General features: G+C 28.0%; 14 protein-coding genes. All 14 read right to left on the bottom strand.

What is annotated here, in order from left to right:
- Nucleotides 1-2,961: a tetratricopeptide repeat protein gene (locus D1003_RS02070; RefSeq protein ID WP_153935527.1), complete on the bottom strand. Its 2,961-nt coding sequence runs from the start codon at nt 2,959-2,961 to the stop codon at nt 1-3.
- Nucleotides 2,962-3,324: 363 nt separating this feature from the next.
- Nucleotides 3,325-3,549 carry a hypothetical protein gene (locus tag D1003_RS02075; protein ID WP_153935529.1) on the bottom strand — a complete coding sequence of 75 codons (225 nt, stop codon included), beginning with the start codon at nt 3,547-3,549 and terminating at the stop codon, nt 3,325-3,327.
- Between the two features lie 431 nt (nt 3,550-3,980).
- Nucleotides 3,981-4,205, bottom strand: coding sequence for a hypothetical protein (locus tag D1003_RS02080; RefSeq protein ID WP_153935531.1), 225 nt, complete (start codon nt 4,203-4,205; stop codon nt 3,981-3,983).
- 115 nt (nt 4,206-4,320) lie between these two features.
- The gene (locus D1003_RS02085; RefSeq protein ID WP_153935533.1) at nt 4,321-8,091 is read right to left on the bottom strand and encodes a hypothetical protein; all 3,771 of its coding nucleotides are present in this window, start codon (nt 8,089-8,091) and stop codon (nt 4,321-4,323) included.
- 150 nt (nt 8,092-8,241) lie between these two features.
- Entirely contained in the window at nt 8,242-8,814 is a 573-nt protein-coding gene (locus D1003_RS02090; RefSeq protein ID WP_153935535.1) for a hypothetical protein, read from the bottom strand.
- A 23-nt stretch (nt 8,815-8,837) separates the two neighbouring features.
- Nucleotides 8,838-9,167 carry a hypothetical protein gene (locus D1003_RS02095; RefSeq protein ID WP_153935537.1) on the bottom strand — a complete coding sequence of 110 codons (330 nt, stop codon included), beginning with the start codon at nt 9,165-9,167 and terminating at the stop codon, nt 8,838-8,840.
- A gap of 282 nt (nt 9,168-9,449) precedes the next feature.
- Nucleotides 9,450-10,337, bottom strand: coding sequence for a BT4734/BF3469 family protein (locus D1003_RS02100; protein WP_153935538.1), 888 nt, complete (start codon nt 10,335-10,337; stop codon nt 9,450-9,452).
- A 1-nt stretch (nt 10,338) separates the two neighbouring features.
- Nucleotides 10,339-10,563: a helix-turn-helix domain-containing protein gene (locus tag D1003_RS02105; protein WP_153935539.1), complete on the bottom strand. Its 225-nt coding sequence runs from the start codon at nt 10,561-10,563 to the stop codon at nt 10,339-10,341.
- A gap of 94 nt (nt 10,564-10,657) precedes the next feature.
- Complete coding sequence (locus D1003_RS02110) at nt 10,658-11,902, bottom strand: hypothetical protein (protein ID WP_153935540.1); 1,245 nt, start codon at nt 11,900-11,902, stop codon at nt 10,658-10,660.
- Between the two features lie 6 nt (nt 11,903-11,908).
- Nucleotides 11,909-12,535, bottom strand: coding sequence for a site-specific integrase (locus D1003_RS11165; RefSeq protein WP_311709653.1), 627 nt, complete (start codon nt 12,533-12,535; stop codon nt 11,909-11,911).
- A 32-nt stretch (nt 12,536-12,567) separates the two neighbouring features.
- On the bottom strand, nt 12,568-12,657 hold the full coding sequence (locus D1003_RS11170) for a hypothetical protein (RefSeq protein WP_311709670.1): 90 nt from the start codon (nt 12,655-12,657) through the stop codon (nt 12,568-12,570).
- 747 nt (nt 12,658-13,404) lie between these two features.
- On the bottom strand, nt 13,405-14,796 hold the full coding sequence (mnmE, locus tag D1003_RS02120; protein WP_153935541.1) for a tRNA uridine-5-carboxymethylaminomethyl(34) synthesis GTPase MnmE: 1,392 nt from the start codon (nt 14,794-14,796) through the stop codon (nt 13,405-13,407).
- 57 nt (nt 14,797-14,853) lie between these two features.
- Complete coding sequence (locus tag D1003_RS02125; RefSeq protein WP_153935542.1) at nt 14,854-15,438, bottom strand: Crp/Fnr family transcriptional regulator; 585 nt, start codon at nt 15,436-15,438, stop codon at nt 14,854-14,856.
- Nucleotides 15,439-15,470: 32 nt separating this feature from the next.
- Nucleotides 15,471-16,148, bottom strand: a complete 678-nt coding sequence (locus D1003_RS02130; protein WP_153935543.1) for a CPBP family intramembrane glutamic endopeptidase — start codon at nt 16,146-16,148, stop codon at nt 15,471-15,473.
- Nucleotides 16,149-16,348: the final 200 nt, after the last annotated feature.

Raw genomic sequence — 16,348 nt, forward strand, 5'->3', positions numbered from 1 at the left:
TTATTTAATCATTTTTTTGACTTCCTTAGCTTCTGCCACTACATCAGGGAAGTCTTGATAGTTAGCTATCACTTGGTCACAGGTATAACTCGCTTGATATTTGTCCTTTAACGCCAAATAGTTTCTAGCCATCAATATCAAAGATTTAGCTCCCCAATATTCCTCCGAAGCGTAATTATTAGCGAGTTTAAAGATACTTTCGTTACTATTTTTAAAGGCTTTAGCTTTATTTTGATAATAAGCCTTAGCATAAAGGGCTTCCGCCGCTACGCTAGGATTAGATGATTTTTCTAAATCTGTATAAGATTTTTGAGCCTCTTTGTCTTTCCCTTGGTTCATAAGACTTCTAGCTTTAATGACTTTAGCCTCTTCTAACACTGCAGGTGAGTTTTTGGTATTACTTAAAATTAAACCTGCATAAGTTTCTGCTTTAGCAAAGTCTTTTTTATCAGCATAGTATTTCATCAACTCTTGTTGAGCGAAGGATTTTATTTTTGGATTATTAGAATCTACTAACTTGGCTAAATGTCCTGCGGCTTCTTCTCCTTTATTTTTAGATAAAAGAATTTGAGCAGAACGAAGTCTTGCTTCCTCCTGATAATCATTAGGGTAAGCTGTTACAAAATTGAATAATTTAAGTGCTTTAGCATCATCTCCATTTTGATAATAAGATTCTCCCAGTTCGTATTGAGCTTGGAAGGCTGTATTGCTAGAAACATTTTGTGCTAAATATTTCTCATAGTAAGGGATTGCTTTTTCGTACTGCTTTTTGACGTAAAGCTGTCTTGCGGTAGATAGGTTAATTTCGTCTATTTCAGATTTGTCTAGACTAACTCCTAAATTCTTAGCAAAATCTTGATAACCTGCCGTATCTCCCGTTTTTAAATAAAGAGAACGAGCCACCACTAACACCTTATCTGCATAAACGGTATTTTGGTATTTTTTAGCTAACGCTTTTATTCCAGAAAACGCTTTGGCTTCTTGGTTTTGTTCGATATCATTTTGTACCATATAAATTTCTGCATTGGCTACCAAATGAGTATCTGTACTGGTTTTAACCACTTTATCAAAGTATTCACTAGAAAGAGCAAACTCATCATTAGCAGCATAGGCAGTGCCTATTTCGTACAAAGTCTCATCTTTATACTCCGAATTGGGATACTGAGCAACTAGCTTTTTCATTTCTAAAATTTTAGCTTCAGTATCACCTTTAAAGCCTAATGCCATTGCCTTTTGGAACAGCGTATATTCATCGGTAGTTTCGGCATTATTATAAATGGCGATAGCATCGTTTAGTTCGTTATCAGCATAGTGTGTGTCGGCTAGTCTTAGCTCGGCATCGGCTTTGAATTCTGCTTTAGGATTTTTAAGGTAAAGTTTAAAACACTCCTTAGCTTTACCGAAATTTTTATCCTTAAAGTAAGCGTATCCTAAATCATAGCTGATTTGCGAGCGTTCATCAAAGCTACCTTCTGTCTTTTGTAGTTTTTCAAAATAACTAATAGCCGAAGGGTAATCTTCTAACTGATAATAAGTCTGAGCCAACCAATATTGAGCCTTTAGATAAAACTCTTGGTTATGATTAAACTTTAAACTCTTTTTAAAATATAGTTCGGCTTCTTTGTAATTCCCTTTATTAAATTCTTCCGTTCCTAGTAGATAGGCTACTTCTTGTTCTATTTTATCTGTTTCGGTAGTTTTGGTATTGAGCTGATTTAAAACATTTAAAGTCTCTTTGTAATTACCCGAATAAAGATAAGATTTCACCAACAAAGTTTGCATTTCTGGAGAACTCTCTTTGTAATTTTGGATATAAGATTGTATCACCGAAGACGAAGATTCATAAGGGTTTCCTATATCATAACTTAATTTAGCATATTGTAGATGAGCCAACTTTTTAACTTTAGCATCATAGGACATCTGATAAGCAGAACGGAAGGCAGACAGAGCTTCTTGCTTTTTATTGGTTTCTAAATAAGCATTTCCTAGTTGATAATAGGCATTTTGAGATAACGCAGACTGACTATTAACCAACTGATTATAATAAGACACTGCCTCGTCATACAAACCCATTTGTGCTGCTACAAACCCCATTTCGTATAAATCGGACTCGCTAGGAGCTTCTTTAGAATCCAAAAATATTTTTAGGTGAGGGTATGCAGCTCTGTATTCTCCTTTCATAAAATAGCTTTCTCCTATTATTTTATGAACTTCAGATTTGTAAGAACTACTTAAATTTTCTTTTAAAAGCGTTTCTCCTTCAGCTATTGCTAAATCATAGTTTTTATCATTAAAATACATCTGAACAAAATAAGGCTTTACTATTTTGCTGTATTTTTCCTTGTCTTTAATCTCGTTAAAGTATTCAAAAGCCTTTCCTATTTGCCCTTCTGTGTAGTACAGATGCCCCAGCATATAGGCGATGTCTCCTTTTTCTGAATCTTCAGAAGAAGTGTAAGCGTTCTCCAAATCCTTAATAGCGGCTTTTGAATCGCCAGACATAAACTTAGCATACCCCAGCTTTAAAGAATGTTGGATCTGTTCCGAAGATGATAAATGATTAACATTTAATTTATTAAGTATTTCTAATGCTTTTGGAAAGTTTTTTTTTATTAAATAGAAATCGGCTAAAGGAGCTTGTCCCTCTGCAAAATGTTCTGTATTAGGGTGGTTTGCAATAAAGGTATCCAACCCTTTTTCCGCATAAGAATTTTGTAAAATAACATCAATCAAATGAGTGTAAAACCCAGCTACTTCTTTTTGAGATTGGGTTAAAGACTGATTATAAAGATATTGCTGAGTATACTGATATTGAGAAGCTGCAAAAACTTTAGTTGTGTAGAGTTGGCTCGCTAAGTCAGAAGAAAAAGCATTTTTTTGACTAAAAATAGCCGACTGTTGTCCTTCCGAAAGTCCAAAAAAAAGTACCGCCGTAGCTATCCATATTTTATTTTTATTCATCTTGATTTTAAAATGAGGTTTTTAGTATTTATTTAAAGGAACGAAAATAAGCAAAACTTATTATTTAAACAACTTGCAAAGTCAGAGAAAGCCTATGTTTAGTAGAATTAAGAGTCTGTTTAATAATTAAGTTTTAATAATTTGCAGAATAAAAAAAACTGACTATCATATATTTACATATTTTCTTCTGTAATTTTATAGCAACCAACAAATTAAGTTACAATGAAAAACTATCCAACAAACATTACTGTTAATCTGTGGCGATTTATAAAAATACTTTGAATTTCAGAAAATATGATTTAAGAACCATCTAGAATGCTATTATGTACAGGCTGCCAATGGCGGATACTCCCAATGATTTCCCTAAGTGAGAACTCGTTTATTACTACTACAGCAAATGGTTAGTATTAAGTTTGTGAGTATTTTTAAATCTATACGTTCCGTTTTGAACTTATAAATTTTTTTAGCCTTAACCTCTTCTACCGATTTTAAATTTTTCTTATTGTATTGTTTTTCTACTGGATTTTGGTTTATCATACAGGAAATAATCCAAATACTCGTAATCTCTATCGTGCTTAATCTTACCATTAGACAACTTTATATAACCTTTATAATACTCTCTATATAGACTGTTTTTTTAGATATTCTTCGTCGTAAGGTTTTTGTTCGTCGTTTACCATTGTTTACACAAAAATAAAATGTAAATAAACGGTAAAAAATGTAAAAATAAGAGAAAATAAAACAAACTAAATTTTATATTTTTATTTGTAAGTTGCTTACCTTATTGCTTTTGTTTATTTTTTAATTTCCTTTATTTTCCAATACAGAAAATATAACACTTCGCTTTTTCGGTATGTTAAAGATATGTCGTCTCCCATTCTGTAATCTAAAATGTAAAAGTATCACATTTATTGTTTAGGTTTCAAATCATAAAACTACTCTAAATATCAATCTAAAAAAGCTCTATTCCCATCTAAAACTTAAATATTCTATCCATAATTTCTTTTGCTTACAATACTTTATGAAATCCCTCTCAATATTCTTTCTACTTTCAATTTCCTGATCTTCTCTGCTTGTGCTATTGCTTGTTTGTGAGCTTCTTCTTCTGACAAAGAATTCTGTTGCTTTTTCATATTTTTCACCTGCTCTTTTGCTTCCAGTCTGTTTTGCACCCAATCTTTCCCCATCACCTTTACCTTGTGCTCTAATATCTTTTTCTGTGTAGATATATCTGATTTTTCCATTTTTATACTCTTTTCTTAATTTTTTCTTAACCAACTTAATTATTTTTCTCTATTTATTTCCCTATGCTTATTTTCCGATAAAAGTAGTATCCCAATCATTAGCTCAGTGTTGATATTAATAATTCGCTACAGCCCTAATTAAGTTTTTTTTCTTTTTATCAATATCAAAATTTCTTATTAATCCTTTGGATTTAAGTATTTCTAATAAAACACGATTATAACTATTAGCTTCAAAAGTTGGTTTATGCTGTTTCTTAAATAGACTACTATATGAGGAGCTTATATTTTTAGTCAATTCAATCAATTCAGAAATCTCTAAACTTTCATTATGTAGAATAACAAATTTTACCTTACTCTCGATAGATTCTAAACTATTCAATATGAATTTCTTTGTATCAATCTTTAAATCAATCTCTTTAGATTTTTGTAAAATAATTTTTCCTACAATTTTTGCAACTTCTTTATTACATACAATTACTTCTTCATCAATTTTTGTAATAAAATCAAATTTATTATTAACATTTATTTTTTCAGATTTTAAAATCAATAAAATATCATTTTCATCAACTTCAAAATCCTCAAATTTTTCTAAAACTGTTTTAAAATCATTTTCTAAAAGTTTTATATGGAGATTTTTAAAGTGTTCCTTTAATAAATCGTAGTTTTCTTTCGTAGTTTGTAATATTGTTTTTGTTAAATATCCAACCTTATCTTTATCTAAATTCTCAAAGGATAATGTATTACGTTTATAAATACTATTTTCAAAGAGTTTCAAATAACTTTCATTTGATATTTCATTCGTTAAAAGTAATTTTTCTCTAAATATTGAATATTTAAAAGTACTACTTTCATAGTCCATTTTTTCATTAGATAATTCTAAATAAACATTTTCAAAATTCAAATACTTTACCAAATCATCATCAATTTTATTTTCACTTTCAGTGTAATAATTTGTAATATTATCCCATTTAGGAACAACTTTATTATTAATTAATAGATGTTTTTTAACTTCTATATCCTTTATAGAACTTAATTCGGATATTTTAGTTTCTACTTTTTCAATAATTTTCCATTTTAATTTAGAATCTAGCTTATCATTATTTAAAAGTAGATTTAAACTTTCCTCATCTTCTTTTACATTTTTTTCTAACTTCAAATAAACATTTTCTACATAAGTATCAATATTTTCATTGATATACTTTATCAAAGGCTCACATTTAGAGTGCTGTATTGCAGAATAATTAGTCGTTTCAAAAGATAAATTACCAAATTTTTCACCAAATTCATTTAATAAAATTAAAATATTCTCTATAGTAATTTTATAATGTCCTTTCTCATAAATAAACTTAAATAGATTTTTGCCATTTTTAGTTGGTTTCTCTAGTTGTATTATTTTAATATTTAGTTCTGGAAGCAAACATTCAACTTGAGCCTCGAAATGTATTGGACCTCTATTTATACTATAATTATATAAATATTGTATATTTTCTTCTATTGTTTTTTTTATTAACTTTTTATCTTGAACATCAATCAGTTTAAAATAATCCAAATTCAAAAATATGGTTTCAAATATGTAATATTTTTTATTAATGTCATAAGTACTTTTAAAAAACACATATTCCCAAAAGCCACCCCATTTAAGAGTAATTTTCTCAACAAATCTATTTATAGCTACTTTTCGCTCTATATATCCATCAATAAAATCGATAGACCTTCGTTTTTTATTCGATAATAATTGAATAATAGCATCATATTTTTGCGAATATTTATCATATTTTTCCCCTAAAAAATCTAATAAATCAAAATTTAAAATAGAATCTCTGCTAAACCATTTTAACTCTAATTTATCTGCAATAGTTTCTCTATGTATAAGTTTGTATTCAAAACTTTCGTTGACAGAGGCCTTAACACTCTTTTCAAATTTTTTATCATCTACAGTAAGAGAAACTTCGTGGAACAGAGAAATATAATCGTTGTAGTTTTCATTGATATAGCCTTCCAATACTAAATTTCTTAATAATCCATTATTGGAAAACTCACTTAAATATTGATTAATATCTACTTCTCTGAAAATTTGTGCCAAATCCCAATTTTCTATTTCGTTTTTTTCTCTCTTTATTTTTTCTATTTCGTTGCTTAATATTTCAATTTTATTATTGTGTTTATTTTCTATAAATAATTTTCTTTCTCTAAAAGTAAAATCTGAATTTAATTCATTTTCAATATCTTCAAAGGAAAAATTACTACTATAAACTCCTCCGTAATTATTCTCACAATAATTAAAACTCTTTGTTTTTGTAATTTCACTAAATAAATTTTCTTCCATTAACTCCCTCAATTCCCTTTTTCCGTTACTTATATAAAGAGCAGTTGCACTTGGAATTTTTTCAAATATTTTAAATAAATAAATGGATTTTAATTCATTTATATCTGTTATGTTTTCATTCTTAATTCTTTCAATTTCATCAGTTTTTTTAGTAATTAAATTAGTTTTTTCGGCAACTAATTCTGTAATATATGATTTCTTATTATTAATCAAGTTATACAATTTACCTTCTTTATTATTAAGTTTATTAAAGTCCTCTGGATCAATATTTTTATAAGTTATCATCGCGAATAGCTCTTCCTCACTTCCTTTTATAATATTGGGGTTTAAGACCTTTCTGTAAATAACAAATTCATGAAAAATATTAATCAACAACCTCATATCTATATCATCAATAAATGTAGTAATGTTAGATACAAATTCTTTACTAAAAACATTCTCTTCTAAATCAGAATCTTTTATTAAAGTTTTAAGTTGTTCCTCTGCATTAGTAGAATTAATAAAAGGGATAACAGGAATTATATATTCAAAGAATTTTACTCTTTCCTTTTTGTCATCAAATAAATCATCTCCAACGGCATAAAGAAATTTTATACCAAATTTCTTATATTCTTCTTTATTCTTTAGTGTATCGGCATTATTTAGTAAAATATTCAGTTCCCTTAATTTGGTAAATATATTGGTATTTTCAAAGCGGTCTAAATCTTCAATTACAACAACATTAAAAGGGTTTTTTTCAAAGTAATATAGGATTTCATCATAGTGTTCATTTAGAATAGACTTATTGGAGTTATCTCCAATTTCTATTTCTCCTTTTAAATTTACTTTATTTATTTTGGAGTTACTAAACAAAGAAACTATCAATTTAGAAAAATATCCTATCCCTAAAAAGAAAAATAAAAATATTATTAAAGTTATCCAATCAAGACTGTCTTTTAATTTCCAAGTATTCGGATTTAATTTATCTAAAAAATTGTACTTAAATAAAAGAATTACACTACTAATCCATAGAATAACCCCCAATGGTATAAGTCCCCATAATTTCCAACTAGGAATATTTACTATTCTTTTAAAGCGGGATTCAGGTAAATTAAATGGTTTTACTTTATAAATAATTTGTTGTAATATACTTATTTCAAGCTGTCTTTCTAATTCTTCATTGTTTATAAGTGTTTCTTTATATTCATTTAATATTTCTTTCTCTGCAACTTCTTTTGTCTTTCCATTTTCAATCTTAATTTCATATAATTCTTTAAAGTTTTCTTTTACTCTCTTTTGATTAAAAGCAGCTAACGAAATATTTAAGAAATTATAATCATTTTTATTCCAATATTGAAATGTTTTTAATATTGTACTTTTTCCTGAGCCATACCCTCCTGTTAATGCAATGTTATTTATACCTTTAGCATTTAACGTATCTTTCAATTTGTCCAAATATGGTTCTACTTTTTTTAGATCCTCTTCACAAGTTAATATTTTAGGAGCAAGTGAAGAAATAATAGATACTTCCTCAATATTTTCTTTATGCTTAAAAAAATTAGGTAGAAGTTTTAAGTTCATATTTGGATTGTTTAGTTTTAAACTCTCAAAAACCTTACCTTATAATTAATAAATCATTAATTGTTAGAATTATACAAAAATAAAAAAGTTTTATGACATAATGTCATAAAACCTCATAAAATTATAGAATAGTAGTTCCTATATTATGCCTTAAGACAATTTCTTACTTTTGCCTATTTGAAAAAAAATCAATTCCAAAGTTCGCATTTTACTTATTTCAACTCCAAATTTGCTAGTAAAACACTGTTGTATTTCTGCAATTTCTTTTTCATTATTTTTAACTAAATTATTACAAAAATCAAAATATTTTAGATAGTTATCAACTTTATTTACCCTGTATGTAAATGACTTTCCTCCAATAAAATATTTACAAACATTGCTATCCCAAATTGGATATTTGTTGGGATAAATAAAGTGTAATAATTTAGATGTACCAACTATCGAATTATTAAAACATTTGGATAATTCCTCCAGATCTATAGCATTCAAATTCTCTTTCTTAATTATATCTACAGCTTTATCAATATTTTGTAAATCTATTTTTGGTATGGTAGGCATCCAACTATATACTAAGGATATGCCTAAAATAATAGTTTCTCTATCTAATTCTCTACTCTTAAAAAAGTTCAAAAATATAGGATAAATATCCATATATCTATCTTTTACTACTTTTTTACTATCATTCTTAATAATCGAAAAATCAACACTTTCTGTATTCCACATAATCTATAAATTTTAAAATAATTTTAGTCCTTTTTAAATATGCAACCTCCTGCTACACTGATAGTTTTGTCATCTATTATTTCTATAATCTCCTCTGCATCATCTACTTTTATGTAAATTTTATCTCCCTCCACATTATAATCCATTCTTTTTTGTACTCCCTCAATATTTACATAGCATTTTCCTCCTTTAAATTCTACACTTCCTATCATAGCACATTTTAATCTAATACCAATTCTATAAAAACTGTTGTCTTCTTTGTTATCCACATAGGTATAAACTCCCTCTACTCTATCTTTTTGACAACTAATCATCAAAAAACTTAATAATAATATAAGTAATCCTTTTGTCATAGCTCTATCATTTTAATACATTTATAAACAACAAAATAGGCTTAAAACATTTGCCTACTTTGTCTCTGAGGAGGTCGAAGTCCTTTACCCACAAGCCAAGCAACGTTTAAGCCTATCAGCCTAAACATTTTACTAAACTTCTTGTGTGGGTTTTTGATTTTCGACCTTTCAAAGACACCAATTAGTTTACAAAATGTATATTGTTATTTTTTTATACTATTTTTTTACTACTTTTCTCTTATACTTTTATCTATTTGTCAGACAAAAATAAACATTTTTTTTCTACTTCAAAAGGTTTTTGTATTTCCATCTCCACTTTCCAAATTCTATATTATCATCATTATACACAGCATTTATAATATACTTAATCTCTTTAAGTGGGAAATCATCTTCTATATAATTACATTCACAAAAACCTTGTATTATTCCTTTTTCCAATCCTCCTAATTTGGCATTTTTTACTAACAGATATACATAAGGATTCCTATTTCCTTTCTCAAATTGCTGTCGGTTCTTTGTAAATTTTATTATTTCTGCAATTACTCTATCATATTTTTCACTAAGATATGTTGCTTTTTTTACTCCTACTTCTTTTCTCTGTTTTTTTATTACTTTACTCTCAAAAATCTTTGATTGAGAGTTGTAATAAGCATTTGTATCAGAGGATATAAAACATAATCTTGATACATCACAAGTTTTGGTATCAAATTTTACTTTTAGGGCATCTTCATAATATTCTATTACTTCTTTATACACATCTATATGTTGTTCTACATCTGTATTATTTGTTTCTACAATAATTTTAAGTCCTAAACCTGATGGAGAAACAAAAGCAATTTTGGTTTCTTTCATTTCACATATTTTTTTCTTTACTCTTTTTACTTCTTCTTCATCTTTTAGTTTATCAATATCCAAAATGACTAACCCATAATATTTTATAAGATTTCCCTTGTCTCTATTTGTATCAAAAATCCCTGATACTGTAAAAGCAGGTAAATTATTCTTTAATTTATTGGCGTTCTCTTTATCTCCATTTTTTAAATATGTCCTAATGTCTTTAACTTTTTTTTCATATTGCATACTTTTGATAATCTCTACAATTTCATTTAACGGTATAGTTTTGGATTTTAGAATATAATTATTCCACATATCTACTTTAAAATCATTCATCTTAGAAATTTTTAAATGTTAAACTTTTCTCTAAAATATCTTTCTCACACATATTTTTATTCCTCCTTAAAAAATATTCTAAATCTTCAAGTGCAAAATAAATTTTACCCCCATTTGGTCTGTACCCTATCAATTTGCCTCTATTGTACAATCTTCTTACATATTGCACACTTAATTTCAAATAGATGGAGGCTTCTTTTGAGTTGAGCATTTTTGCTGTATCCATTGTTTATTATTTTTAAAATTTGGTACAAATGTATATGTGAGTAAGCACCTACTAAAAAAAATTAAGCACCCTTTTGGGGTGCTATTCAGGGTGCTTAAAACACCAAGCTATTTATCAATTTTTCAATTTGGGTTTCTTTTCGGCTATCATTTTTAACAAATGTTTTTATTCTTTTTAATATCTCCTGCTGTTTATCTACCATTGTTTTATCATCAAATTCAAAACAACACATTATAATATCTCTAATTTCTTTGTTACTATTACTAAAATCCTTCTTGTCTATATCTGTAATGCACTCTATCAATGTCAATAATTCTGTCCAATCGTAAGATTTTTTATTTTTTGTACTATTCTTATATTCTTTTATCCATATAATCTTTGATTTCAATTCGTTTTTACCTAATTCAATAGGCTGATATTCAAATACCTTTACAAAATCTTTAAACTCAATTTTTTTAATAAAGTTCTTTTTTATCAATTCGTCAAGTACTTTCTTTAATATTACATCATTTTTATACTTTTCATTTCTCTTAAATGTCCTAAATTTTGATATAGCCAAGTTCTCCACATTATCTTTTTCTATTAGGGTGTTTGCATTAAAATCTAATTTAGCTCTCAATTTATCAAGTTCTCCTTTTAAAAACATCTTATATTTTACAAATCCAATTACTTTTGATATTTTGTAAGCTAATATTTGAAATCCAAATGGATATATATGGTGACTTGACAATTTATACCAATCTACTATATACTTTTGTTGGTATATACTCAAAAAAAAGTTTATCACTTCAGATTCTAATCCAAACTCTCTTTTTATATTTTCAATAGAATTTTCAGTGATGGTTATTTGTTCTTTAATTACACTTTCATTTATCTCCAATCGCTGATAGTCTTTAACCAAAGTATCATAACTTTTGTCTCTATCTTCTTCATTTACAATATTTATCCACTCTACTAATTTGGTTAAATACAAACTTTTTTCACTATCTTTATATGGCTGAATAAAAATAAGGTTTTTCCTATCCACCAAATCTCTAAAGTAATTTTCATCAAGTGAGCTCAGCTCTTTTTCTTGCCAAAAGTTGAGCTTGTCTTCGTAAGTCTGTAGTTCGTCAAACTCCTTAAATAATTGCTTTCTCTCCTCCTCTGTATATTTTTTGCTTTTTTCTTTTAATGCCACTAACTTTTGTACAAGTTCTTTATTTTTTATTGGGTGCAGAACATTATGAAAATCTTGCCATTTTTTTCCTTCTTCACTCTCAAGCCAAATTTCATATCTCCAATCTTCAAAATACTCTTTCTCATTAAACTCCTTGTCTTCAAAATTATTACGTCTCATTTCCTTTTATCTTTCTACAAAAATATTAGGAATTTTTAATACTGCATTTATTTTTTTCTTATCAATTACTTTAGCATATATTTCTGTAGTTTTTACATTTTTATGCCCCAATAACTTGCTCACTGTATAGATGTCTGTATCCATTGTTAATTGTAATGTGGCAAAACTGTGTCTTGCTGAATGAAATGTAATATGCTTATCTATACCTGCTTTTGCTATCCACTTCCTCAATTTTTTGTTATTGTAAGCACTATATATCAATCCCTCAAATACTTTTTCTTCATCTTTTCCTTTCTCTCCAATCAGTTTTATGGCTTGTTCATTTATGGGTAAATATTCTATTGCTTTGGTTTTCTTAATTACAAAATTCAAAGTCCAACCAGTATTTTCATCGTAATTTACATTTTTCCATTTCAAATTTTCTATGTCTGAAAACCTTAATCCTGTCATACAACTAAACAAAAATGCTCTTTTTAATAATGAATTATCACATTCTGTGTTAACCAATTTTTGTATCTCCTCTAATATCAAATATTGTCTATTAGTTTCCTCTTCTTTGATGCTTCTAACTCTAGTTGTGGGATTATCTGCTATCAATTTATTTCTGTGAGCTTCTTTTAGAGCTGCCCTCACTTTATTAAAGTATGATAATGCTGTATTTTGTGCTAATTTTGTATTTCTATCCGATATTTTTCATTCAAGAGATAGTTTTTAAAACCTTCTAAAAAATCTTCATCTACTTTGGATATTGCAATTTCTCTTCCATTACAATATTTTTTTTAATGTTTTAATACACTTTGTCAATTTTATAATATTTACGTTGTAGTTAGTTGTTGGGCTTGTCAAAAATCTACAATTTTAGACTTTCATAAGTACATTCTTTGGTATCCTCATTGTAGTATTTTAAGTAAAAAGTATTCATTCTTACCCTTCCTTTTTGTCTGCTACTATCACTTAATTGCCCTTTTTTCTATCTTAAATATATATTCCTAATAAGGAACACAAGTCAATAACATTTATACCAGGGGATTAAATTTTCTAAGTAGGGGAAAACATTTTATAGATAGAAAAATTAAAATTGATACCAGGGGATTAAATTTTCTAAGTAGGGGAAAACATTTTATAGATAGAAAAATTAAAATTGATACTAGGGGATTAAATTTTATAAGTAGGGGAAAACATTTTATAGATAGAAAAATTAAAATTGATACTAGGGGATTAAATTTTATAAGTGGGGGAAAATATTTTATAGATAGAAAAATTAAAATTTATATAAGGGGATTGAATTTTATAAGTGGGGGAAAATATTTTATAGATAGAAAAATTAAAATTTATAATAGGGGATTAAATTTTATAAGTAGGGGAAAACATTTTATAGATAGAAAAATTAAAATTGATACCAGGGGATTAAATTTTATAAGTGGGGGGAAAACATTTTAATAGATAGAAAAATTAAAATTTATGATAGAATATTTATTTTCAAATCATTGTAAAAACATAGGCTACTTTCCAATACAAAACTTCCCAAAGATATTACCTAGCACTTCATCATTGGTAAACTCCCCTGAAATTTCACCTAGATGCTCCATAGCAGCACGAAGTTCGTAGGCTAAAAGTTCAGTAGAGATTCTATTGGTGATGGCTTCTTCTACTTTTTGTACCGAAAGAAGCGATTTTTGTAATGCTTCTTGATGACGCTGATTGGTAATAATGGTACTTTCAGAAGTTTTTAACTCTTCTATATAAGCTACCAGTTCATTTTTTAAAATTTCTATATTCTTGCCTTCCTTAGCCGAAATACCCAAAATGGTTTGGGTAAAATTAGGAACGAGAGTCTCTTTTAACTGTTTCCAAAAATCATTGATTTCTGCCTCGCTACTAGAGTCTATTTTGTTTTGGAGTAAAATAACCTTAAGTTCTGAACGCTCCAAAGAGGTAATAAAATTTATAATTTCGTCAGGAGTACTGTCTTTTATATCAAATAAATATAGTAGAATGTCTGCTGTATTTATTTTTTCTTTAGCTTTCTCTACACCTATGCTCTCTACCCTATCGGCAGTATCTCTAATTCCTGCGGTATCTATAAATCTAAAAGCGTGTCCACCAATATGCAGTACTTCTTCTATAGTATCTCTAGTAGTTCCTGCAATATCAGAAACTATGGCTCTTTCCTCCTTTAGTAAAGCATTTAGTAAGGTAGATTTTCCTGCATTGGGCTTACCAATAATGGCTACTTGGACTCCATTTTTAACGGCATTTCCGTATTGAAAACTTTCTAGTAAACCACCAAGTTTAGACTTTAATTTTTGTAATAATTGAGTCAATTCAGTTCGGTCAGCAAATTCTACATCTTCTTCTGCAAAGTCAAGCTCAAGTTCTATGAGAGAAGTGAAATTAAGCAAATCGTTCCGTAAAATAGAAATTTCATTAGAGATGCCACCTTTTAGTTGATTAAGAGCTACTTTTCTTGCTACTTCACTTTCGGAAGCTATAAGGTCTGCTATAGATTCTGCTTGAGAAAGGTCTATCCTACCATTCATAAAGGCCCTCATACTAAACTCCCCTGCCTTAGCCATTCTGCAACCGTTAGCTATCAATAAATCTAAAATCCTTTTACCAATAAAAGGCGACCCATGAAATGAAATCTCTACGGAATCCTCTGTGGTAAAGCTTTTCGGAGCCTTAAAAATACTTACCATGACTTCGTCTATCACTTCCTCACCTTGGACTACAAATCCATAATGAAGAGTGTGAGAGTCAACTTTAGTTAAATCTTTCCCTTTGAAAATGGTGTTTGTAATGTTAATAGAGTGGTTTCCTGAAACTCTAATAATGCCTATAGCTCCTACTCCATTGGCTGTAGCTAATGCACAAATGGTATCTTGCTGATTCATTCTGCAAATATAAGACTTAGAAAAATAATTCGGTTTCTAGAGAAAGCTATCTTTAGATTAAAGTTTCCCTTTTTCGGCAATATTCTTTCTAACTCTGCTTAAACTTTCTGGGGTAATCCCTAAATAGGAAGCCACCATCCATTGCGGTACTCGTTGTAAAATATCGGGATACATTTTTATGAAATCTAAATATCTTTCTTCCGCTGTTGCTCCCAATAAAGAATTAACTCTGTTCTGTAAATTTCTGATGTGTTTTTGCAATAACATCTCTTGTGATGCGGCTGTTTGTGGAAATTTTTCTATTATTTGAGAAAAAAATGAAGGCTTTAGTAATAAGACTTGGCTATCTTCCACCGCCTCTATATAGAATTTAGATTTTTCATCAAAGAATAAACTATTCCTGTCTGAAAGCAACCATTTTTCTGGAGCAAACTGAATGATATGCTCTTTACCTTGAGCATCTATAGAATACATTCTTAAAAGTCCGTTTTCTACAAAAACAGCCCATTTAGCTATCTCTCCTTCTCTTAATAAAAAGGTGTGTTTTTTAATATTTTTGACCTCGTATTCACCCTTACAAAAATCAAGGCAAGTATCTGGCAAATCTAAAATTTCTGACAAATGGTTTTCAAAATTTATCATATTTGAGGTAGTTACGCTTTAGTTATATATTTTCAATTTAAAATATAGTACATTAAAATTAGCAAAAATGGTATAATATTATTTAACGCATGAAAAAGAAATGAATGCCAAATACTATACTTTATTGCGATATAACAAAGGAATGTCCCTCCAATAATTTTCCCAAAAATTCCAAACAAATTAATCCAATCAAAGGTTTCATAATTTGTAAGATGCATAAGCCCAAAACAAATTGATGATACAATAATGAGAATTCTAATATTATTAGTAATCAATAGATTAATTTTTTTGTAGACACTTTTGTTAATTATTGATATAAAACCTACAATAGCAATAATTACCAATGATATGTTTTTCAAATTTTCATTTTTTAAAAATGAAAAACATAAAAACATAATAGCTAATGAACTCAAGAAAAACATAAATTTACTTTTAAATCTTAAAAATCCTCTAAAAGCAAACTCTTCAATTAATGGAACGATAAAAATATGAGAAATAAAAACATTAGCACTTAAAGATTCCAAATCTTCAGGATCAAAAAAAGGTCCATCTGTAAAGATAGTTTTTGAAATGAGAAGAAGAAATTTAAAAGCCGTGATTATTAGAAAAACAATAATATCACTACTGAATTTATTATAAAATTCCTGTCTTGGATTTTGTAAAAAAAGAACAAAATCACTTTCTTTTAAGGATTTGATATTTCTAATCATTTTCTTTAGTAATTCAGATAATAGCAAATTAAAAAAAGTAAAAATGAATAGTTTCAACTTTAAAACTATTCAACTGCCTTTTATTTCATTGCGATTTTTATGGCTTTAAAATTTTACAGCTATCTTCCAAACCATTTTGAAATGAAGTTTTGCTTCCATTCCAATCGCAAACAGTTTCAACTATTAACATAATTAAGACT

The organism is Riemerella anatipestifer (assembly GCF_009663465.1).
In the GTDB taxonomy this organism is placed as follows: Bacteria; Bacteroidota; Bacteroidia; order Flavobacteriales; family Weeksellaceae; genus Riemerella; species Riemerella anatipestifer_C.